At 71.6% G+C, this 21010-nt stretch carries 19 protein-coding genes; 14 read left to right on the forward strand and 5 right to left on the reverse strand.

Annotated features, from left to right (window positions below; all coding sequences use genetic code 11):
• Nucleotides 1-182: 182 nt before the first annotated feature.
• Nucleotides 183-1325: a baeRF11 domain-containing protein gene (locus ABD747_RS11355; protein ID WP_344804495.1), complete on the forward strand. Its 1143-nt coding sequence runs from the start codon at nt 183-185 to the stop codon at nt 1323-1325.
• Nucleotides 1326-1387: 62 nt separating this feature from the next.
• On the opposite strand, the gene ABD747_RS11360 is transcribed toward ABD747_RS11355, so the two are convergent.
• The 3 genes from ABD747_RS11360 to ABD747_RS11370 form a co-directional block, all read right to left on the reverse strand.
• Entirely contained in the window at nt 1388-1789 is a 402-nt protein-coding gene (locus ABD747_RS11360) for a hypothetical protein (RefSeq protein ID WP_344804497.1), read from the reverse strand.
• A gap of 94 nt (nt 1790-1883) precedes the next feature.
• Nucleotides 1884-2303, reverse strand: coding sequence for a pyridoxamine 5'-phosphate oxidase family protein (locus ABD747_RS11365; RefSeq protein WP_344804499.1), 420 nt, complete (start codon nt 2301-2303; stop codon nt 1884-1886).
• 211 nt (nt 2304-2514) lie between these two features.
• Nucleotides 2515-3858: a citrate synthase gene (locus ABD747_RS11370; RefSeq protein ID WP_344804501.1), complete on the reverse strand. Its 1344-nt coding sequence runs from the start codon at nt 3856-3858 to the stop codon at nt 2515-2517.
• Between the two features lie 361 nt (nt 3859-4219).
• Between ABD747_RS11370 and rplM the strand changes: the two genes are divergently transcribed.
• From rplM to glmM, 3 genes are read left to right on the forward strand one after another with little or no spacing between them, the layout of a single operon-like run.
• Entirely contained in the window at nt 4220-4663 is a 444-nt protein-coding gene (gene rplM, locus ABD747_RS11375; RefSeq protein ID WP_344804503.1) for a 50S ribosomal protein L13, read from the forward strand.
• Between the two features lie 45 nt (nt 4664-4708).
• Nucleotides 4709-5230, forward strand: a complete 522-nt coding sequence (gene rpsI / locus ABD747_RS11380; protein ID WP_344804505.1) for a 30S ribosomal protein S9 — start codon at nt 4709-4711, stop codon at nt 5228-5230.
• Between the two features lie 27 nt (nt 5231-5257).
• Entirely contained in the window at nt 5258-6610 is a 1353-nt protein-coding gene (gene glmM / locus ABD747_RS11385; RefSeq protein ID WP_344804507.1) for a phosphoglucosamine mutase, read from the forward strand.
• 577 nt (nt 6611-7187) lie between these two features.
• Here glmM and ABD747_RS11390 read toward each other — a convergent pair.
• Entirely contained in the window at nt 7188-8186 is a 999-nt protein-coding gene (locus ABD747_RS11390; protein WP_344804509.1) for a Gfo/Idh/MocA family oxidoreductase, read from the reverse strand.
• Between the two features lie 142 nt (nt 8187-8328).
• Nucleotides 8329-9279: a type I pantothenate kinase gene (gene coaA / locus ABD747_RS11395; RefSeq protein WP_344804511.1), complete on the reverse strand. Its 951-nt coding sequence runs from the start codon at nt 9277-9279 to the stop codon at nt 8329-8331.
• A 134-nt stretch (nt 9280-9413) separates the two neighbouring features.
• On the opposite strand from coaA, the gene glmS reads away from it, so the two are divergent.
• The 10 genes from glmS to tsaD all read left to right on the forward strand — a co-directional run bounded on the left by glmS (nt 9414) and on the right by tsaD (nt 21003).
• Nucleotides 9414-11258: a glutamine--fructose-6-phosphate transaminase (isomerizing) gene (gene glmS, locus ABD747_RS11400; RefSeq protein ID WP_344804513.1), complete on the forward strand. Its 1845-nt coding sequence runs from the start codon at nt 9414-9416 to the stop codon at nt 11256-11258.
• Nucleotides 11259-11300: 42 nt separating this feature from the next.
• Nucleotides 11301-11651 carry a holo-ACP synthase gene (locus tag ABD747_RS11405; RefSeq protein ID WP_344804515.1) on the forward strand — a complete coding sequence of 117 codons (351 nt, stop codon included), beginning with the start codon at nt 11301-11303 and terminating at the stop codon, nt 11649-11651.
• Between the two features lie 5 nt (nt 11652-11656).
• The gene (locus ABD747_RS11410; protein ID WP_344804544.1) at nt 11657-13180 is read left to right on the forward strand and encodes an NAD(P)H-hydrate epimerase; all 1524 of its coding nucleotides are present in this window, start codon (nt 11657-11659) and stop codon (nt 13178-13180) included.
• Nucleotides 13168-14349: an alanine racemase gene (gene alr / locus ABD747_RS11415; RefSeq protein WP_344804517.1), complete on the forward strand. Its 1182-nt coding sequence runs from the start codon at nt 13168-13170 to the stop codon at nt 14347-14349. The genes ABD747_RS11410 and alr overlap by 13 nt, the downstream gene beginning before the upstream one ends.
• Entirely contained in the window at nt 14349-15413 is a 1065-nt protein-coding gene (locus ABD747_RS11420) for an alpha/beta fold hydrolase (protein ID WP_344804519.1), read from the forward strand. Before alr ends, ABD747_RS11420 begins: the two co-directional genes overlap by 1 nt.
• A 376-nt stretch (nt 15414-15789) precedes the next feature.
• A complete protein-coding gene (locus tag ABD747_RS11425; protein WP_344804521.1) occupies nt 15790-17760 on the forward strand; it encodes a DEAD/DEAH box helicase in 1971 nt (656 codons plus the stop codon).
• Nucleotides 17761-17809: 49 nt separating this feature from the next.
• On the forward strand, nt 17810-18793 hold the full coding sequence (gene tsaE, locus ABD747_RS11430; RefSeq protein ID WP_344804523.1) for a tRNA (adenosine(37)-N6)-threonylcarbamoyltransferase complex ATPase subunit type 1 TsaE: 984 nt from the start codon (nt 17810-17812) through the stop codon (nt 18791-18793).
• Nucleotides 18786-19457 carry a tRNA (adenosine(37)-N6)-threonylcarbamoyltransferase complex dimerization subunit type 1 TsaB gene (gene tsaB, locus ABD747_RS11435; protein ID WP_344804525.1) on the forward strand — a complete coding sequence of 224 codons (672 nt, stop codon included), beginning with the start codon at nt 18786-18788 and terminating at the stop codon, nt 19455-19457. Before tsaE ends, tsaB begins: the two co-directional genes overlap by 8 nt.
• Nucleotides 19454-19966 carry a GNAT family N-acetyltransferase gene (locus ABD747_RS11440; RefSeq protein WP_344804527.1) on the forward strand — a complete coding sequence of 171 codons (513 nt, stop codon included), beginning with the start codon at nt 19454-19456 and terminating at the stop codon, nt 19964-19966. The genes tsaB and ABD747_RS11440 overlap by 4 nt, the downstream gene beginning before the upstream one ends.
• Complete coding sequence (gene tsaD, locus ABD747_RS11445; RefSeq protein ID WP_344804529.1) at nt 19963-21003, forward strand: tRNA (adenosine(37)-N6)-threonylcarbamoyltransferase complex transferase subunit TsaD; 1041 nt, start codon at nt 19963-19965, stop codon at nt 21001-21003. Before ABD747_RS11440 ends, tsaD begins: the two co-directional genes overlap by 4 nt.
• Nucleotides 21004-21010: the final 7 nt, after the last annotated feature.

Genomic DNA, 21010 nt, shown 5'->3' on the forward strand with positions numbered 1-21010 from the left:
GGGCGAGCATCGTGACGCGGTCTGTCCGTATGCTTGGCCCGACCTAGGAGCCAGCTGTGAACGGCGAGGCCGCTGTGGGGCCGGCGATCCGCGTCATTAAGGTGGGGTGTCTTCGAGGGCGGAGGACCGACGGCGCTCCCTCTCGACCCACTGGCCTCCAGCCGTCGGTCGAGGAGCCGAGCATGGTCACGCGGTACGAGTTGCCCACCGTCGAGGACCTGAACCGGCTCGGTGAGCGGCGCGAGCAGGCCATCTCGATCTATGCCCAGACGTCGCCGATCGTGTCCGAGCGCCAGGGCAGCTTTCTCAACGCCAAGAGCGGCTTCGACACCGCGATCACCACGCTGCGCACCGCCGGCCTGTCGCACGCGACCGAGTCCGCGCTCCGGGACCAGTGGTCGGCGATCGCCGACGGGATCGAGCCCTGGAACCGGCTGTCGGCGTCGTTGGCGATCTTCATCTCACCGACCGACAGCGATGTGTACGTCCTGCCGAACCGGTTGGAGAACCAGCAGCAGGCCGCCGACTACTTCGATCTCGGCCAGCTGGTCCGGGCCGTCACCACGCCGCAGGAGGCGTACGCCCTCACCCTGTCCGCCAATGGGTGGAACCTGTGGGTGGCGACGCCGACCTCGCGGGCCAGTGAGCTGGAGCTGGTCGGCGACCATCCCACCGACGCCGCCGACGCGACCAACAAGGCAACCATCCGCGGTCGCGGGCACGCCAACCGGCTGGTCGGCGACGAAGGCCGCAAGACCCTGCTGGAGGCGTACGCCAAGCGGGTGGCCGACGCCGTTCGGGCGGAGCTGGCCCGGGTCGACCCCAACGACGAGCGGCCACTGTTCCTGTTCGCCACCGACCCGCTGCTCGACTTGTACCGCTCCGCGGATCCGCGCCGGCGGATCGTCACGGTCCCCGGCGCGCCGGACGAGCTGCGGCCGGACCAGATCGACGAGCCGATCCGCGCGTCGCTGGCCGAGCTGAACGCCGAGCGCGTCGACGCCCGGCTGGAGAAGATCGGCAACGACGTGTCCGCCGGCCTGGTGCTGACCGAGCTGGGCGACATCGCCCGGGCCTCGGCGTCCGGCGCGATCGCGACGCTGGTCTACGACTTCACCGTCGACGTCTTCGGCACGCTGGACGGCGGGACCGGCGAGATCAGCTACGCCGGCGACGACGCTCGCGGCTATGACCTGCTGTCACGGATCGCGGTGTCCACCCTGCAGGCCGGGGGAGAGGCCATCGCGGTCCGCTCCGACGAGGTCAGCGCCCGGATCTGGGACGGCGGTCCGGCGCTCGCGCATCTGCGGTTCCCCCTGGCCTGATCGGGCTGAGACCCACACGGGCTCGGCCGGCGCGAAGGGTTCTTGAAGTCGATGCCCCGCTGCTAGGTGGACGGGTTGTTCGCGCGCTTCTGCTCGACCTTCTTCTTCACGAACAGGAAGGGCAGCAGCCAGGTGGCGAGCGCGGTGACCAGCCAGACCACCACCGTCGCCGCGATCCAGGCGGTGGCGCCGGTGATCTGCAGCCCGTCGGTGAAGAAGTGGGCCACCACCAAGGCGACGAAGGTGGAGAGCAGGCCGACCCCGCCGAGCAGCGCCCGGGCGTGCCTGTGCGCGACCTTGGCCAGGAACGGGCTGAGCACGCTCTGCAGCACGGCGAAGACCAGCACCGAGGTGACGAACCCGCTGGCGTGGATGGTGAAGCCGTCGACGACCAGGCTGGTGATCAGCAGACCGAGGGTCGCCGAGACGATGAACACGACGACCCGAATCAAGAACCTGACCACGGCCGAACCGTAGCAGCGCGGCCGCTGCCCGTCGTCGGGACTCAGCGAGGGTTCACCACACCGTGATCAAGCGGCAAGCCGAGAGCCCGGCGGCTCAGCCGGCCTCGGCCAGGAAGCCGTCGATCCGCTGGATCGGCACGCGGATCACATCGGTCGGCAGCTCCGGCGGCCAGTCGTCGGCGAGGGCACCGACGCCCGGATCCACCAGGCTGGCGGTTCCGGTGACCGTCACGATCTCGAACGTGTCGGGCGCGCACCGCTCCTCGACCTCCAGGGTCACGGACTCACCCGGCGCGTACTGCAGCAAGTCGTTGTACGTCGGCACCCTGACCAGGACGGCGTCGGCCTGGACCGCGTACCGCACGACAAGCGAGCGCGGACCTCGTCCGGTGCGATAATCCAGCCGGCCCTCATGATGCCCGGCCAGCCAGCTGCGGCACTCGCCGCTGTTCAGCCGTCGCGCGGCCGAGCCGCGGGGAGCGATGGAGGAACTCGGGTTCGCCATGGCGATCATGCCTGTTCGTGCGGGAACGACCGAGTGTCGACGGCGACGCACTCGTGGGGGAAGGGGATCGAGGCGGCGTGCCCGCCCGATTCGTGCGGTCAGCCCGGGGCCAGGCTGCTTGTGATCAAGGCTACGCCGATCGCCACCGGACGCACAGAGGCCCGGCGTGCGATCCGGACCACAGAATCGCGCGCCGGGCCCCTGCCACGGCGGTCGGGGACTATCGCTGGTCGAGCGGCACGAAGTCCCGGGTCCGATAGCCGGTGTAGATCTGCTTCGGCCGGGCGATCTTCTGCTCCTTGTCGGTGATCAGCTCCTCCCACTGGGCGAGCCAACCCGAGGTGCGCGGGATCGCGAACAGCACGGTGAACATCTCCGGGGAGAAGCCGAGCGCCTCATAGATCAGGCCGGAGTAGAAGTCCACGTTGGGATAGAGCCGGCGCTTGACGAAGTACTCGTCCTCCAGCGCGATCTTCTCCAGCTCCATGGCGATCTCGAGCAGCGGGTTGACCCCGGTCACCTCGAAGACGTCGTCGCAGGCCTTCTTGATGATCTTGGCCCGCGGGTCGTAGTTCTTGTAGACCCGGTGGCCGAAGCCCATCAGCTTTTCCTTGCCGTTCTTCACCCCGTCGATGAACTCGGGGATCCGGTCGACGGTCTTCACTTCGCGCAGCATCCGCAGCACGGCCTCGTTGGCGCCGCCGTGCAGCGGGCCGTAGAGCGCGCCGATGCCGGCGCCGACCGCCGAGTACGGGTCGACCTGCGACGAGCCGACCGAGCGCACCGCATTGGTCGAGCAGTTCTGCTCGTGGTCGGCGTGCAGGATGAAGAGCACCTCCAGCGCCTTCACCAGCCGCGGGTCGGCGTTGTACTTGCGCTCGCTCATCTTGAACAACATGGCGAGGAAGTTCTCGGTGTAGGAGAGGTCGTTGTCGGGATAGACGTACGGCCGGCCCATCCCGTGCCGGAACGCGAACGCGCCCAGGGTGGGCATCTTCGCGATCATCCGGGTGATCTGCAGCTTGCGGGCGTCCGCGTCGAGCACGTCGCGGGCATCGGGATAGAAGGTGGACAGCGCGCTGACCGAGGCCATCAGCATGCCCATCGGATGGGCGTCGTAGCGGAAACCCTGGATGAACTGTTTCAGGTTCTCGTGCAGGAAGGTGTGGTAGGTGACCTCGTGCACCCAGTCGTCGAGCTGCTCGCGGTCGGGCAGCTCGCCGTTCAGCAGCAGATAGGCGACCTCCAGATAGGTGGAGTGCTCGGCCAACTGCTCGATCGGGTAGCCGCGGTACTCCAGGATGCCCTCGTCACCGTCGATGAAGGTGATCGCGCTGCGGCAGGAGGCGGTGTTGACGAAGCCGGGGTCGTACGTCGCCAGGCCGCCGGGCTCGCCGTCCACGGCGAGCTTCTTCAGGTCCGCTGCGCGGATGGTGCCGTCGGTGATCGGCACCTCATATTCTTGGCCGGTCCGGTTGTCCCGGATGGTCAGCGTGTCGGCCCTGTCAGTTTCTGGGCTGGAGGTGTCGACGTCGGTCGAATCCGCCGTGGACGTATCTGTCATGGCGACAAACTACGCGGGTGGGCCAGCACCTGCCCAGCCGGGTGACGGTATCTCCGGCGTCACTCGGCAAGCCTCGCTCCGCGCTCGCTGCGCTTCAGGCCGGCTCGTTCGTCGCGATCCGTGAAACGGAAAGGCGTGTTTCACGGATCGCTCCTGCACTCCCCGGCGCGTAGCTTCGGTGACGGGCTGCGCTGGGGGACCGAGCCCCTGTCGTGAGGAGCTCTCCGGCGAGCGTTTTGCTCCGAGGGTGCGCGGCCGGTATTCTGGTCGGCTGTTGCGTTCGCGCGGCCAGTTGACGCTGCGCTGTGTGCCGCGCGACGAGCCAATTGTTGAGGATCACTTCAGGAAGCAGTCGACGAGCGTGTCTACTTTCAGCCCGAAGCCAGGCGACGTCACCCGAGCTTGGCATGTCATCGATGCCGAGGACATTGTCCTGGGCCGGCTCGCGGTCACGGCCGCCACGCTGCTGCGCGGAAAGCACAAGCCGACGTACGCCCCGCACGTCGACGGCGGTGACTTCGTCATCGTCGTCAACGCCTCGAAGGTGGCGCTGACCGGCAAGAAGCGCACCGACAAGCTCGCCTACCGGCACTCCGGCCGCCCCGGCGGCCTGAAGTCGGTCAGCTACGGCGAGCTGCTGGACTCCGATCCGCGGCAGGCGGTGGAGAAGGCGGTCTGGGGCATGCTGCCGAAGAACAAGCTGAGCCGGAAGGTGATCTCCAAGCTGAAGGTGTACGCCGGCCCGGAGCACCCGCACGCAGCGCAGAAGCCGCAGCCGTACGAGATCACCCAGGTCTCCCAGTAGTCGCCCGCAGATCCGTCTTCCGAAACACCGAGGATTCACCAGCAGATGACCGACATCGTCGAAACCGCCGTCGAGGACAGCGAGGTCGCCCCGTTCACCGAGGGTGACCGTGAGATCGCCTACCGTTCCGAGGCCAGCCCGTCCGTCGCCCAGGGGCCGGCCGGTCGCCCGGCCGTCGTGGCCCCGGCGGGTGCCACCGGCCGCCGCAAGGAGGCCGTCGCCCGCGTCCGGATCGTGCCCGGCAGCGGTCAGTGGACCATCAACGGTCGCACCCTGGACGACTACTTCCCGAACAAGGTGCACCAGCAGATCGTGTCCGAGCCGTTCGCGACCGCCGCGGTCGCCGGTTCGTACGACGTCATCGCCCGGATCCACGGCGGCGGGGTGACCGGCCAGGCCGGCGCGCTGCGGCTCGGCGTGGCCCGTGCGCTGAACGCCGTGGACGCCGAGGCCAGCCGCCCGGCGCTGAAGAAGGCCGGCATGCTGACCCGCGACGCCCGGGTGAAGGAACGCAAGAAGGCCGGTCTGAAGAAGGCCCGTAAGGCTCCGCAGTACAGCAAGCGCTGATCCGCGCCAGGATCGGCGGATCTGGGCATGGGTCGTCTGTTCGGTACGGACGGGGTGCGGGGTCGCGCCAACGAGGAACTGACCGCGGAGCTGGCTCTCGATCTCTCGGTGGCCGCCGCGCACATTCTCGGTGAGGCCGGCGCCTTCAGCGGCCATGTGCCGACGGCGGTGGTCGGCCGGGACCCGCGTGCGTCGGGTGAGTTCCTGGAGGCGGCGGTGGTGGCCGGGCTGGCCAGCGCCGGGGTCAACGTGATCCGTCTGGGCGTCTTGCCAACGCCCGGGGTGGCGTACCTGACCAACCACACCAAGGCGGATCTGGGCGTGATGCTGTCCGCCAGCCACAACCCGATGCCGGACAACGGGATCAAGTTCTTCGCGCGCGGCGGCACCAAGCTCGACGACACGCTCGAGGACGCCATTGAGGCGCGGATGGGCGAGGTCTGGACGCGTCCGGTGGGGGCGGACGTCGGTCGGGTCAGCGACAACCCGGCCCTGGTCGAGTCCTACGTCGCCCACCTGGTCGCCAGTCTGGGGCAGCCGGTGAGCCTGGAGGGGCTCAAGGTGGTGGTCGACTGCGCGAACGGCGCGGCCTACCGGACAGCACCCTCCGCGTTCGGCGTGCAGGGTGCCGCGGTCGTCCCGATCTTCGCGCGGCCCGACGGGCTGAACATCAACGACGACTGCGGTTCCACCCATATCGAGCATCTCCAGGCGGCCGTGCTGGCCCATCGCGCCGACATCGGCATCGCACTGGACGGGGATGCCGACCGTTGCCTCGCCGTGGACGCGTCCGGCGAGCTGGTGGACGGCGACCAGATCCTGGCCGTGCTGGCGACCTCGCTGGCCGAGCAGGGCCGGCTGGCCCACGACACGGTGGTAGCCACCGTGATGAGCAATCTCGGCTTCCTCCAGGCGATGGGCGCGCACGGCCTCCGGGTGCTGCAGACCAAGGTCGGCGACCGCTATGTGCTGGAGGAGATGAACGCCGGCGGGTACGTCCTCGGTGGCGAGCAGTCCGGCCACGTGGTGATGGCCGAGCACGCCACCACCGGTGACGGGGTGCTCACCGCACTGCACCTGATGAGCCGGATGGTGCAGACCGGCCGCCCGCTCGCCGATCTCGCCGCGGTGATGACCCGGCTGCCGCAGGTGCTGATCAACGTCAAGGGAGTGGACAAGTCCCGCGCCTCGACCGACCCGGCGCTGACCGAGGCGGTCGCCGCCGAAGCCGCCCGGCTCGGGGACAACGGCCGGGTGCTGCTCCGCCCGTCCGGCACCGAACCCCTGGTTCGGGTCATGGTGGAGGCGACCACGTCGGAGGACGCTCGCTCGGCCGCCGAGCGCCTCGCCTCCGTGGTCCAGCGGTCGCTGGCCCTCTGATCGTGCCCTGAGCCGGCGCTTCGACAGGCTCAGCGCGCATATCTCGTCTCGTGGGCCAGTCGTTGTGGCGTCCCGTGTGCGTGAGCCGGGACAACCCTCGGCGAGCGTCGTTAGGGGAGCGCCTGGCTCTGTCTGGACGATCGAACGAGCAGCGTGGCCTGATGGCGGCAGCGGCAGGATGTCGTGCTGCGAGTGAGTGAGGAAGACGGAGTCAGCTGGGCGCTCGGCCTGCGCGAGCCGAGACAACACAGAGCGCAACGAGGGCCGGTCGCCCCCCAGCAAACCGGCCCTCGTCGCTCTTCTCCATGCGGTGTCGTCGCGCCGCACGCCTCCCCGGGTCCTCGGCGGAATTCCCCCAATGGCTCCCGGCCGCGACCTGCGATCTTGTGCTCGACGGCCGCCCCCCAGTGGCCGCCGAGATCGTTGCGCGAGTCCGCCCCGCATCGACTGGTCAGGTGCGCAACGGGTGCCTGGCCTCGGGTGAGCGGACTCGACAACCAAGAGAAGCGCCGATGCGCCCTGATACCGACTTCGCGAAGTATTTCTCGGGTCGGGGTCGGCACGCCGGTGAGAGCGGCTACGGGTAGGTGATCGGCTCGGTCCGGCCGGAGGTCAGCGAGCGGGTCGCCGCCTCCGCGACGGCCTGGGCCTTGAGCCCGTCGGCCAGGGTGGGATACGTCGCCGGGCCGCCCTCGAGGGCGGTCACGAACGCGTCCAGGGCGGCGGGGTACGTCAGCGCCACCCGATCGAACCAGCCCGGATGCAGCGCGTCGCCGACCACGCCGCCGGCCCGGTACCTCAGCACGCCGCCGGTCTGCTGCCGGCGCGCCTCGACCAGACCGGTCGAGCCGTGCACCTCGATCCGCTCGTCGTACCCGTACCCGGTGCGGCGGACGCTGTCGATCTGCACCAGCGCGCCGGACGGCAGTTTCAGTACCGCGACGGAGGTGTCGATGTCGCCGTAGTCGGCCAGCCGTGGTTCGGCCAGCGGCGACCCGGTGGCATAGACCTCGACCGGGTCGGCAGCGGCGATCCAGCGGGCCAGGTCGAAGAAGTGCACGGTCTGGTCGCGCAGCTGGCCGCCCGAGACGGCGACGTAGGACAGCGGCGGCACCACCGGCCCGCGCGAGGTGAGCTGGATCAGCTCGATCGCGCCGACCTCGCCCGCCGCCACCAGCCGCCGCAGCTCGGCGTTGTCCCGGTCGTAGCGACGGTTGAAATCGACCATCGCGGGGATGCCGGCCGCCTCGACATGGCGGGCGATCTCCGTCGCCGCAGCCAGGTCGGCGTCGATCGGCTTCTCGCAGAGCACGGCGATGCCGGTGTCGGCGGCGCGCCGGAGGTGCTCGGCGTGGGTGTCGGTCGAGGACGCGATCAGCACGGCGTCGACCCGGTCGGGGTCGAAGGCGGCCGAGACGTCGGTCAGGACCTCGCAGCCGTGCTCAGCCGCCAGCGCCCGCGCGCGAGCCGGGTCGATGTCGTACACGCCGACGAAGTCGACGCCACGATGCCCGGCCAGGCTGCGGGCGTGGGCGGCGCCGATGAATCCGGCACCCAGGAGCACGAATCTCTTCATGGCAGCGCAGTCTCGCACATTTGTCCTGACATGGACGCCGACGGGCGAAACCCGAGAATCCGCACCTCGTTGCCGCGGGCGGCGTTTGGCCACGCCTGCGCGGCCACGCCCGTCGTCGACGAGGGGTGGATTATCGAGTCCGTCAGACCTTGCGAATTCTGACCCACTGCACGTGGTGCTCGCGGTCCTTGCGCAGGATCGCGGTGGCGCGGTCGCGGGTAGGCAGGATGTTGCGATCCAGATTGGGCCCGTTGATGGTGTCCCAGAGCTGCTCGGCCTGGGTCACCGCCTGATCGTGGGTCAGGTCGGCATACCGGGTGAAATAGGACCGCGGGTCGCGGAAGGCGGTGTCGCGCAGCGACAGGAACCGGCTGACGTACCAGTCGCGGATGTCGTCGGCCGCGGCATCGACGTAGACCGAGAAGTCGAAGAAGTCGCTGACGGCCAGGCCGGCCCGGCCGTCGAGCCGGATCCGGGCCGGCTGCAGGACGTTCAGCCCCTCGACGATCAAGATGTCGGGCCGGCGGACCGCGACGGAGACGTCGGGCACGATGTCGTAGACCAGGTGGCTGTAGACCGGCGCGCTGACCTCCTCGTCACCGGACTTCACGTCCATCACGAACTTCAGCAGGGCGCGCCGGTCGTAGGACTCCGGGAAGCCCTTGCGGTGCATCAGCCCGCGCCGGTCGAGCTCGGCGTTGGGGAACAGGAAGCCGTCGGTGGTGATCAGCTCCACCCTGGGGTGCTCCGGCCACGCGGCGAGCAGCTCGCGGAGCAGGCGGGCGGTGGTCGACTTGCCGACGGCGACCGAGCCCGCGATGCCGATCACGAACGGGGTCCTGGTGGTTGCCCGGCCGAGAAACGCGTTGGTCGACTGGTGCAGCTCGCGGGTGATCCGGACGTACCGGCTGAGCAGGGCCGACAGCGGCAGGTAGACCTCGCGGACGTCGGTCAGCGAGGTCGGGTCGGACAGCCCGCGGAGTTTCTCCAGGGTCGCCGCGTCCAGCGGCAAGGCAGTGGTCTCGGCGAGGTTCGCCCAGTCGGCGCGGCTCAGCTCCACGAAGGGTCCCAGCAGCTGCGCGTCGGGCGGCATGGGAAAACAGTAGTAGTCGGCCCGGCGACGGGCCGGCATCGGCCGCGCGGTGAGCGATCGGCCATTTCGGCGAGTCGGCGCCACCTCGCCGAAAGGACGGCCGCTCGGCGAGGATCCCTACTAGCCTTCTCGCCATGTGTGGAATCGTCGGGTACGTCGGCCCGCAGTCTGCTCTCGCTGTCGTGGTCGAGGGGTTGCGGCGGTTGGAGTATCGGGGCTATGACTCAGCCGGCGTCGCGGTGGTGGCCGACGGTGCGGTCGTCACCGCGAAGAAGGCCGGCAAGATCGGCAACCTGGACGCCGAGCTCGCCGCCCACCCACTACCCGTCACCGGCACCGGCATCGGCCACACCCGCTGGGCCACCCACGGCGGCCCGACGGATGCCAACGCGCACCCGCACGTGTCGTTCAACGGTCGGGTGGCGGTCGTCCACAACGGGATCATCGAGAACTTCGTCGTGCTCCGCGACGAGCTCGAGGCCGACGGCATCTCGATGACCTCCCAGACCGACACCGAGATCGTCGCGCACCTGCTCGGCCGGGAGGTCGCACTGGGGGTCGAGCTGCCGTCGGCGATGCGCGCCGTCTGTCACCGGTTGCACGGTGCGTTCACCCTGGTCGCGGTGGACGCCGAGGACCCGAGCCGGGTGGTCGCCGCCCGCCGCAACTCACCGCTGGTGGTCGGCGTCGGGCAGGGGGAGAACTTCGTCGCCTCCGACGTCGCTGCCTTCATCGAGCACACCCGCGAGGCGATCGAGCTGGGCCAGGACCAGGTCGTCACCATCACTGCCGACACCGTGGAGGTGACCGACTTCGACGGCCACCCCACGAAGGTCCGGCCGTTCCACGTCGACTGGGACCTCACCGCCGCCGAGAAGGGCGGCTACGACTGGTTCATGCGGAAGGAGATCTTCGAGCAGCCGAAGGCGGTGGCCGACACCCTGCTGGGGCGCTACGACGCAGACGGCGCGCTGACGCTGGACGAGATCCGGATCTCGGCCGCCGAACTGCGCCGGATCGACAAGATCGTGATCATCGCCTGCGGCACCGCGTTCTATTCCGGCCTGGTCGCCAAGTACGCGATCGAGCACTGGACCCGGATCCCGTGCGAGGTGGAACTGGCCAGCGAGTTCCGCTATCGCGACCCGATCGTGGGTCCGACCACACTGGTGGTCGCGATCAGCCAGTCCGGCGAGACCGCCGACACGCTGATGGCAATCCGGCACGCCCGGGAGCAGCGGGCCCGGGTGCTAGCCATCTGCAACACGAACGGCTCGACCATCCCGCGCGAGTCGGACGCGGTGATCTACACCCACGCCGGCCCGGAGATCGGGGTCGCCTCCACCAAGGGCTTCCTGACCCAGCTGGTGGCCTGCTATCTGCTCGGGCTGTATCTGGCCCAGGTACGCGGGACGAAGTTCGGCGACGAGATTGCGCTAGTGATGGAGGAGCTGGCCGCGGTCCCGGCCGCCATCTCCGGCCTGCTGACCGAGATGGACCCGGTGCTGAAGCTGGCCGCCGATTTCGCCGACGAGCGGGTGGTGCTGTTCCTCGGCCGCCACGTGGGCTACCCGGTGGCACTGGAGGGGGCGCTGAAGCTCAAGGAGCTGGCGTACATCCATGCCGAGGGCTTTGCGGCCGGCGAACTCAAGCACGGGCCGATCGCGCTGATCGAGGACGACCTGCCGGTGTTCGTGGTGGTGCCGCCGCAGGGCCGCGACATGCTGCACGACAAGGTGGTCTCCAACATCCAGGAGATCCGGGCCCGCGGTGCCCGCACGATCGTGCTGGCCGAGGCCGACGACCACGAGGTGGACGCGTTCGCCGACGTGCTGATCCGGTTGCCGAAGGTGTCCACCCTGCTGCAGCCGCTGGTCGCGACCGTGCCGCTGCAGGTGTTCGCCTGCGAGCTGGCCACCCGGAAGGGTCACGATGTCGACCAGCCGCGGAACCTCGCGAAGTCGGTCACGGTCGAGTGATCCCCGGTCGCATTGGGCGGGCGATCCGGTGAGGGGTCGCGGATGATCGTCGGGATCGGGATCGACGTCTGCGACGTGGAGCGCTTCGCCGCGTCGATCGCACGGCGGCCGGGGATGGTCACGCGCCTGTTCACCCCCGCCGAGGCGGAGCGCCCGATCGCCTCGCTGGCGGCCCGCTTCGCTGCCAAGGAGGCGCTGGCCAAGGCGCTCGGCGCGCCGAGCGGGATGTCCTGGCAGGACGCCGAGATCCGGACCGACGCGAGCGGACGACCGTGGTTCGCGATCACCGGCACGGTCGCCGAGCGGGCCCGCGAGCTCGGCATCGGTACGGTCCACGTCTCGCTGTCCCACGACGCCGGGATCGCGTCCGCCGTCGTCGTCTGTGAGGCTTGAGCCTCGTGGAGATCTACGACGCCTACGACGTCGGCACCGTCCGGGCGCTGGAGGAGCGGGCGTTCGACACCGTCGGGGCCGACGCCTTGATGCAGCGGGCTGCCCACGCGCTCGCCCTGGCGGTCGCCCGCGAGGCCGTCAGCCTGTGTGGCGGCGTGTACGGCTCGACGATCATCATCCTTGTCGGTCCGGGCAACAACGGGGGAGATGCGCTGTTCGCCGGCGCCCGGCTGGCCCGACGCGGCGCGAGGGTGACGGCCGTCCGCTGTCTGGGTACGCCGCACGCCCGCGGGCTGGCCGCGCTCCGCGCCGCGGGTGGCCGGCTGATCGATCTGGACGACCTCGGTCTCGATCCGGCCGCTCGGATCCAGCAACGGCCGGCCGCCGACATCGTGGTGGACGGGGTGCTCGGCATCGGTGGGCGACCGGGTCTGCCGGAACCGGTGGCGCTGCTGGCCCGCGCCTGCCGGGACTGGTTGGTGACCACGATCGCCGTCGACCTGCCGTCCGGGGTGGCGGCCGACACCGGAGCGGTGGCCGGCGACGCCTTCGCGGCCACCCGGACCGTCACGTTCGGGGTCGCGAAGCCCTGCCATCTGATCGAGCCGGCCCGCGGCCGGTGTGGCGAGATCGAGGTCGTCGACATCGGACTCGATCCGGCGCCGAGCGAGGATGACCGGGCCGGCTCCGGTTCGGGACGCTGGTTGCGCCAGGTGCAGACGGATCAGCTGGCGGCGTACCTGCCCTATCCCGACGCCGGCAGCGACAAGTACGCCCGCGGAGTGGTCGGGATCGACACCGGCTCCGACACGTATCCGGGTGCCGGGGTGTTGTCGACCTACGGTGCGGTGCACTCCGGTGCGGGGATGGTCCGTTATCTCGGCGCGGATGTGCCGAGGGCGCTGATCCGGGAGCGGCTGCCGAACGTGGTGTTCTCGCCCGGCCGGGTGCAGGCGCATCTGGTGGGCTCCGGCTGGGGCGACCGGCCAGATGGCGCGGCGGTGCTGGCCCGGCTGCTGGGCGACGGCCTGCCGACCGTCGTCGACGCCGACGGGCTCGGTCATCTGCCCGCGCGGGTGCCCGCGACGTGGCTGCTGACACCTCATGCGGGGGAGCTGGCCCGGCTGCTCGGCGAGGACCGGTCCTGGGTGACCGAGGATCCGGTCCGGGCCGTCCGGGCCGGGGTGGAGAAGACCGGCGCAACCGTGCTGCTCAAGGGTGCGACCCAGCTGGTCTGCACGCCGGACCAGCCCTGGATCGACGTGGCCCTGCCCGGCCCGGCGTGGACGGCTCAGGCCGGATCCGGCGATGTGCTCGCCGGCATCTGCGCCACCCTGCTGGCCGCGGGCGTACGCACCCCGCGGGCGGCCGCGGCCGCCGCCTCCCTGCAGGCGTACGCAGCGCACCGGAACCCAGGGCCGGTTCCTCCGCAGCGGCTGGCGGAGCTGATGCCGGCCGCGATCGCCCGGCTCCAGTCCCGGCGAACCCGGCAGCTCGACGAGATCCGGCGGTCCGAGTGGACGGGCTGATCGATCCGGGCACGGCGAGCGCGCAGATCGACCTGGCCGCGTTCCGGGCCAACATCGGCGCGGTCGCGGAGGTGGCCACCGGTGCGCAGGTGATGGTGGTGGTGAAGGCCGACGCGTACGGCCACGGCATGCTGCCCTGCGCCGTCGCGGCCCGGCAGGCGGGGGCGAGCTGGCTCGGCGTGGCGACGCCGGCCGAGGCCCTCGCGCTGCGGGCCGGCGGCGACACCGGCCGGGTGCTGACGTGGCTGTACGGGCCGGAGGAGGACCTGGTGCCCGTGGTGGCGGCGGACATCGACGTCACGGCCTCGACACCGGAGCAGGTCGACCAGCTGGCCCGGGCGGCGAGGTCGGCCGGGATCGTGGCCCGGCTGCAGCTCAAGGCCGACACCGGACTGTCCCGCAACGGTGCGCCGCCGGCGGCCTGGCCCGAGCTCTGCCGGGTCGCCGCTGCCGCCGAGCGATCCGGGCGGGCGCGGGTGACCGGCCTCTGGTCCCACTTCGCCGCCGCCGACGAGCCCGGGCATCCCTCGATCGCGCTTCAGCAGGAGAACTTCCGGATCGCGGAGCGGGTCGCCGCAGACGCCGGCCTCGATCCGGAGCTGCGGCATCTGGCCAACTCGGCCGGCGCGCTGATCGTGCCCGACGCACGGCTCGACCTGGTCCGGATCGGCATCGCCGCGTACGGCATCGACCCCGCGCCGGGGGTTGCCGCGCTGGCCGGCGTCTCGCTCCGGCCGGTGATGCGCCTCCGCGCCCGGCTGGCGAACGTGAAGCGGATCCCGGCCGGCAGCGGGGTCTCCTACGGCTGGATCTGGACCGCGCCGCGGGACACCGTGGTCGGGCTGGTCCCGCTGGGCTATGCCGACGGCATCCCGCGCCAGGCGGGCAACCGCGCCGAGGTCGGCTGGCGCGGGCAGCGGGTGCCGGTTCGTGGTCAGATCTGCATGGACCAGTTCGTGGTCGAGCTCGGCCCGGGCGCGGACGCGGAGATCGGCGAGGAGGTCGTCGTCTTCGGACCCGGCGACGACGGCGGGCCGACTGCGGAAGACTGGGCCGCTCACGCGGGCACGATCGGCTATGAGATCGTCACCCGGATCGGGGCACGAGTGCCGCGGGTCTATCGCGACGGGGTCGATCGGCACGGGTCCGATCGAACGGAGGAGGGCTGATGGCGAGCCGATGGGGCGCCGGTGTCGGCTTGGTGGCCGGAATCGCCGCACTGGCCGCCGGTGGCGTCGCGGTCGGGCTGGAGCTGGAGCGGCGGCTGGTCAACAAGCGGATCCAGGCGCGCGACGACGCCGACGACGAGCAGTTCTTCGGGCTGCGTTCGGCCGGACCCGACGTCACCACCGCCGACGGGGTGGTGCTGCATACCGAGGTCGACGACGTACCGGACTCCGACCTGACCGTCGTCTGGGTGCACGGCTATGCGCTGAGCCTGGACTGCTGGCACTTCCAGCGCAAGCACTTCCGCGGCCCCGGCACCGATCGACCGGTGCGCCAGGTGCTGTACGACCAACGCTCGCACGGCCGCTCCGGCCGGTCCGCTCCGGAGCACTGCCGGATCACCCAGCTCGGCGAGGACCTGCTGCAGGTGCTGGACGAGATCGCCGGCGACGGCCCGCTGGTGCTCGTCGGGCACTCGATGGGCGGAATGACCGTGATGGAGCTGGCCCGGGCGCATCCGGAGCTGTTCGGCAGCCGGATCCGCGGTGTCGGCTTCTTCTGCACCTCCGCCGGCGAGATGGCCGACCACTCACCGATCCGGGGACTGCCCGGCCGGACCTTCTCCCGCCTCGCCCCGCCGCTGATGGCCACCCTGAACCGGATCCCGGAGGTGGTCAGCAAGGCCCGCAGCGCCGGCTCGGACCTCGGGTTCGTCGTGACCCGGCGGATGGCGTACGGCTCGGACGTGCCGAACAGCTACGTCGAGTTCGCCACCCAGATGCTGGCCGAGACGTCTCTCGACGTGGTCGCCGACTTCTATCCGGCGTTCGCCGAGCTGGACGAGTACGAGGCGATGGCCTCGCTGGCGCACATCCCGACCGCGGTCGTCGGCGGCGAGGACGACGTGATCACTCCGGTCGAGCACACCGAGCGGATCATCGACCTGCTGCCGACCGCCGACGCGCACATCCTGCCCGAGTGCGGCCACCTCGGCATGATCGAGCACCACGACCAGTTCAACGCCGTCGTCGAGCACCTGCTCGCCCGCGTCCGCGCCCAGCTCTGATCCCGCCCGCCCCGTCACCGCTCGGACCACTCCCGGCACAGGGTCCTCCCGCTGCGCTCGGCCCCAGCCGACCACGCTTCAAACCCCTGGCTGCTGCCCCACACCCTGTGTCCGCGGGGTGCGGGGCGACAGTCAGGGGTGTGAAGCGACCGCCGGGGGTGTGAAGCGCAGGCGCGAGCGGGCGCGAGGATTGGGGTACGAGGGCACGCGCTGGTATCGTTGTCACTTCCGGCGGCGCAGCGCCGTCCGGGCCACCCGCGTCGATCGCCACCGATGTCCGACGCCTGGGCTCGTCTTCCTGCCTCGAGATTCTGCGGCCGGGTGCTGACGCCGCCCGCAGACCGCCCCCGAACCGGGGCAGAACCGAGAGAACGACATGCCTCACCGGCAGCCGGCGCCGTCGCGCGCCCGCCGTCAGAACACCAACCCCAAGCGCCGCTGGACCGCCGCCGAGAAGGCCCAGCGCAGCGCCAAGGCGCAGCGCTCCGATCGCGCCGGCTGGAACAGCGAGCGGACCGAGCGGAACGATCGGCCCCAGCGCAGTGATCGCGAGCGCACCACCTGGACCGACCGCTCCGAGCGCGGCGATCGCGAACGCAGCACCTGGACCGACCGCTCTGAGCGCGGCGATCGCGAACGCAGCACCTGGAACGACCGCTCCCAGCGCAGCGATCGGGAACGCAGCACCTGGAGCGAGCGTCCGCGCAGCGAGCGTCCGAGCTCGGAGCGGGCCGGCTGGAGCGACCGCCCGGAGCGCGCTGGCCGGTCCGGCCGGGACGACCGCTCCTCACGCAGTGACCGTCCCCAGCGCGACCGTCCCCAGCACAGTGAGCCTGCCCAGCGCAGCGACCGTCCCCAGCAGAGCGACCGTCCCCGGCGCAGCGACAGCGCGCCGCGCGGTGAGCGTTTCCAGCGGGACGACCGTCCGTGGCGCAGCGAGCGTCCGGCGGCCCGGCGACCGCACCCGGTCGCACCCGAGAGCGCCGCCGAGCCGACGGTTCAGCCGGCCACCCCGGCGCCGGTCGCCGCGCCGGTCGCCTTCTCCGAGCTCGGCCTGCCGCAGCCGATGGTGGCGGCGCTGGCCGAGTCCGGCATCACCACCACCTTCGCGATCCAGAGCGCGACCATCCCCGACGCGCTGGCCGGCCGCGACGTGCTGGGCCGCGGCCAGACCGGCTCCGGCAAGACGCTGGCGTTCGGTCTGCCGATGCTGGCCCGGCTCGCCGACCCGGCGACCAAGGATCGGCGCCCGCGCGGCGTCGTCTTGCTGCCGACCCGCGAGCTGGCCATGCAGGTGCACGACGCGCTCGCCCCGCTGGCCCGGGCGGTCGGCCTGAGCCTGAGCCTGGTCGCCGGCGGGATGAGCTACACCCCGCAGCTGAAGTCGTTCGAACGCGGCGTGGACGTCGTCATCGCCACGCCGGGCCGGCTGCTCGACCTGATGGAGCGCGGCGCGGCGGACCTGCGGGCGGTCCAGGTCACCGTGCTCGACGAGGCCGACCACATGGCCGACCTGGGTTTCCTGCCCGCGGTCACCACCGTGCTCGACACGGTCCCCGCGGCCGGTCAGCGGTTGCTGTTCTCCGCCACCCTCGACAACGCCATCGGCCAGCTGGTCCGGAGCTATCTGACCGACCCGGTGACCCACGAGGTGGACAGCGGGCGGGCCAGCGTGACCACGATGGAACACCGGCTGATCCACATCCAGCCCAAGGACAAGCAGTCGCTGACCAGCGAGATCGCGGGCCGCGACGGCCGTACCGTGATCTTCGTCCGGACCCAGCTGGGGGCCGAACGGGTGGCCGAGCAGCTGCGTGACAGCGGCGTGCTGGCCGGTGCGCTGCACGGCGGGCTGACCCAGTCGATCCGGACCCGGATCCTGGCTGCCTTCAAGGCCGGCGAGCTGCCGGTGCTGGTGGCCACCGATGTCGCCGCGCGCGGCATCCACGTCGACGAGGTCGGCCTCGTGCTGCAGGTCGACCCGCCGGCCGGTCCGAAGGAATACCTGCACCGCGCCGGACGGACCGCGCGGGCCGGTGGCACCGGGGTGGTGGTGACCCTGGTGCTGCCGCAGCAGCGACGCGAGGTCACCCGGCTGGCCGCCCAGGCCGGGGTCAGCTCCGCGCCGATGGTGGTCCGCCCCGGCGACTACGAGCTGGCCGCGGTGACCGGCGCCAAGGCGCCGTCCGGGGTGGCCATCAGCCGCGCCGACTACGACAAGGTGATCGCGCCCCGGCCGACCCGCCGTCCGCGGGCCGAGCACGCCGGCCGATCCGGACGTGCCCGCCGTGGCGACGGTCCCGGCCGCGACCGGAAGGGTCGGCGCAGCAGCGGTCCGCGTCCGTGAGCCGGCTCGCGGGCGGGCGACCGGCCGCGCGTCACTACCATTGCCGCTGGTGAACGCCTCCGTATCCGCTCTGGTCATCGCCGTGGCGTCCTTCGACGACGCGCCGGCGATGGTCGAGGTCATCCACGCTGCGTTCGGCGCGCGCCCGCCGCTCGATCCGCCGTCGACTGCGGTGGACGAGACGGCGGACTCGATCGCGGAGCTGCTCGCCGCCGGCGGCGGCATCTACGCCGAGGTCGACGGGCAGCCGGCGGGATCGATCGTGATCAGCCCGCTCAGCGACACGCTCGCCACCTTCCAGCGGGTCAGCGTCCATCCCGACTTCCAGCGCCACGGCGTTGCCTCGGCGATGGTGGACGCCGCCCTGGCCTACGCGGCCGAGCTGGGGTTCCGCCGGGTCGAGCTGTTCGCCCGGATCGAGTTCGACGAGCTGATCGCGTTCTGGCAGCATCGCGGCTTCGAGCCGGTACGTCCGCAGCCGCACGGCGTCATCCTCGGCCGCGATCTGCCGACCGCCCTGGTCGTGCCGACCGCCGCGGCGATGCAGGCCGTCGGCAGCCGGCTCGCGGCCGTACTGCGCCCGGGCGACGTGGTGATCGCCAGCGGCGAGCTCGGGGCCGGGAAGACGACCCTGACCCAGGGCATCGCCGCCGGACTCGGGGTGAGCGGCCAGGTGATCTCGCCGACCTTCGTGCTGTCCCGGATCCATCCGGCGCCGGGCGGCCGGCCGCACCTGGTGCACGTCGACGCCTACCGGCTGGGGGATGCGGCCGAGCTCGACGACCTCGACCTGGACGCCACGCTGGAGCGCTCCGTGACAGTGGTGGAGTGGGGCGAGGGGATCGCCGAGGGGCTAGCCGAGGACCGGCTGCAGATCGACATCGTCCGGACCGGCGGCACCGCGGATCCCGACGAGCCGGACGACCCTCGGACGGTGATCATCTCCGCGGTCGGCGAGCGCTGGCGCGCGGTCGACCTGACCTCCGCGCTGGGGACGTACGTCGCGACGTTCGAGGGAGCCGATCGTGGCTGACCGCCGTCTGGTGCTCGGCCTGGACACGGCCAGCCTGGTCACGGTCGGGCTCGCCGACGACGGCCGGTTCCTCGGCGGGGCGGTGGTCGAGGATCGGATGGCCCACGTCGAGCAATTGATGCCGACGATCAACCGGGTGCTCGACGACGCGGGCGCGAGCGTCTCCGACATCGGCCGGATCGTGGTCGGCCTCGGTCCGGGCCCGTTCACCGGGCTCCGGGTCGGCGTGGTCAGCGCCCAGATCCTGGCCCTGACCACCGGCGCAGCCCTACACGGCATCTGCAGCCTGGACGCGATCGCGGCGCAGCACGCCGCGGAGAGCCGACCGACCGAGGAGTTCGTGGTCGCCGCCGACGCGCGCCGGCGCGAGCTCTACTGGGCCAGCTATGCACCGACCGGTGCCCGAGTTCGGGGACCGGAGGTCGGCCGGCCCGACGACCTGCCGGACCTGGCCACGATCGGCCCGGGCGTCGACATCCATCCCCGGCTGCCGGCGGTGCCGGGACCGCGCCGGCTGGATCCGGCGGCGCTGGTCCGCCACGGCCCGGGCCTTCCCGATCTCGGCACGGCGCCGCTCTATCTCCGCCGGCCCGACGCGGTCGAGCCCACCCGCCGCAAGTCGGTGCTGTTGCGCCGACCCGACCGGAGCGGGCGGGCCCGATGAGCGCACCGGAGATCAGCGTGCTGCCCGCCCGGCGGGACGACCTGGCGGCCATCATGGCGCTGGAGCGCGCCGGTTTCCCCGCCGAGGAGCAGTGGAGCGAACGCAGCTGGCAAGGCGAGCTGCTCGGCGAGCGGCGGACCGTGCTGATCGCCCGCGCCCACCACCCGGTCGGCGTGATCACGCTGCAGACCACGGACCGCAGCGCCGACCTGCACCGGCTGGTGGTCGCCGAGCAGCACCGCCGGCGCGGGATCGCGACCGCCCTGATCCGCGCCGGGTTGCTGGCGGTGTCCCACCACGGCGCGCGGTCGGTGCTGCTGGAGGTGGCGTACGACAACGAGGCGGCCATCGCGACGTACCAGCGGTTCGGCTTCGAGCAGCTCGCCGCGCGGGAGAACTACTACGGCCCCGGCCGGCACGCCCTGATCCTGAAGTTCTGGGACCTGCCGCGCTGGGCGGAGAGCCAGCTGGCCGCCGAGTCCGGCGACGGACGGGAGGAGCTCGAGTGAGCGGGCCGTTGGTGCTCGGCATCGAGTCGTCCTGCGACGAGACCGGGATCGGCATCGTCCGGGGCACCGAGCTGCTGGCCAACGAGGTCGCCTCCAGTGTCGAGCAGCACGTCCGCTTCGGTGGGGTGGTGCCCGAGGTCGCCAGCCGCGCGCACCTGGAGGCGATGGTGCCCACGCTGCGCCGGGCCTGCGCGACCGCCGACGTCGACCTGACCGAGATCGACGGCATCGCCGTCACCGCCGGCCCGGGACTGATGGGCGCCCTGGTCGTGGGACTGGCCGCCGCGAAGGCGCTCGCGGTTGCGCTGGACAAGCCGTTGTACGGCGTCAACCACCTCGCCGGGCACGTCGCCGTCGACCTGCTCGAGCACGGCCCGCTGCCGACCCCGTGCGTCGCCCTGCTGGTCTCCGGAGGGCATACCTCGCTGCTCGAGGTCGATGACATCGCTACCTCGATCACGGAGCTGGGCGCCACTATCGACGACGCGGCGGGGGAGGCGTACGACAAGGTCGCCCGGCTGCTCGGCCTGCCGTATCCCGGCGGCCCGCACATCGACCGGGCGGCCACGGGCGACCCGGCGGCGATCGCCTTCCCGCGCGGCCTGACCGCACCGAAGGACCTGGTGAAGCACCGGTTCGACTTCTCCTTCTCCGGCCTGAAGACGGCCGTTGCGCGGTGGGTGGAGACCCGTGAGCGCGACGGCGAGGCGATCCCGGTGGCCGACGTGGCCGCGTCGTTCCAGGAGGCGGTCTGCGACGTGTTGACCGGGAAGGCGATCGACGCCTGCCGGGCGACCGGGGCGGAGAGCCTGCTGATCGGCGGCGGTGTCGCGGCCAACGGACGCCTCCGGACGCTGCTGGCGGAGCGGGCGAGCGCCGCCGGGATCGCGCTGCGCACCCCGCGGCCTGGGCTGTGCACCGACAACGGCGCGATGATCGCCGTGCTCGGCGCCGAGGTGATCGAGGCGGGTGGCGCGCCGTCCGCGCTCGACATCGGCGCGGACCCGTCGCTGCCGGTCGGTCGGATTCTGGTCTGACGGGCCG

Origin of the sequence: Microlunatus ginsengisoli (genome assembly GCF_039537205.1) — a bacterium.
In the GTDB taxonomy this organism is placed as follows: Bacteria; Actinomycetota; Actinomycetes; order Propionibacteriales; family Propionibacteriaceae; genus Microlunatus; species Microlunatus ginsengisoli.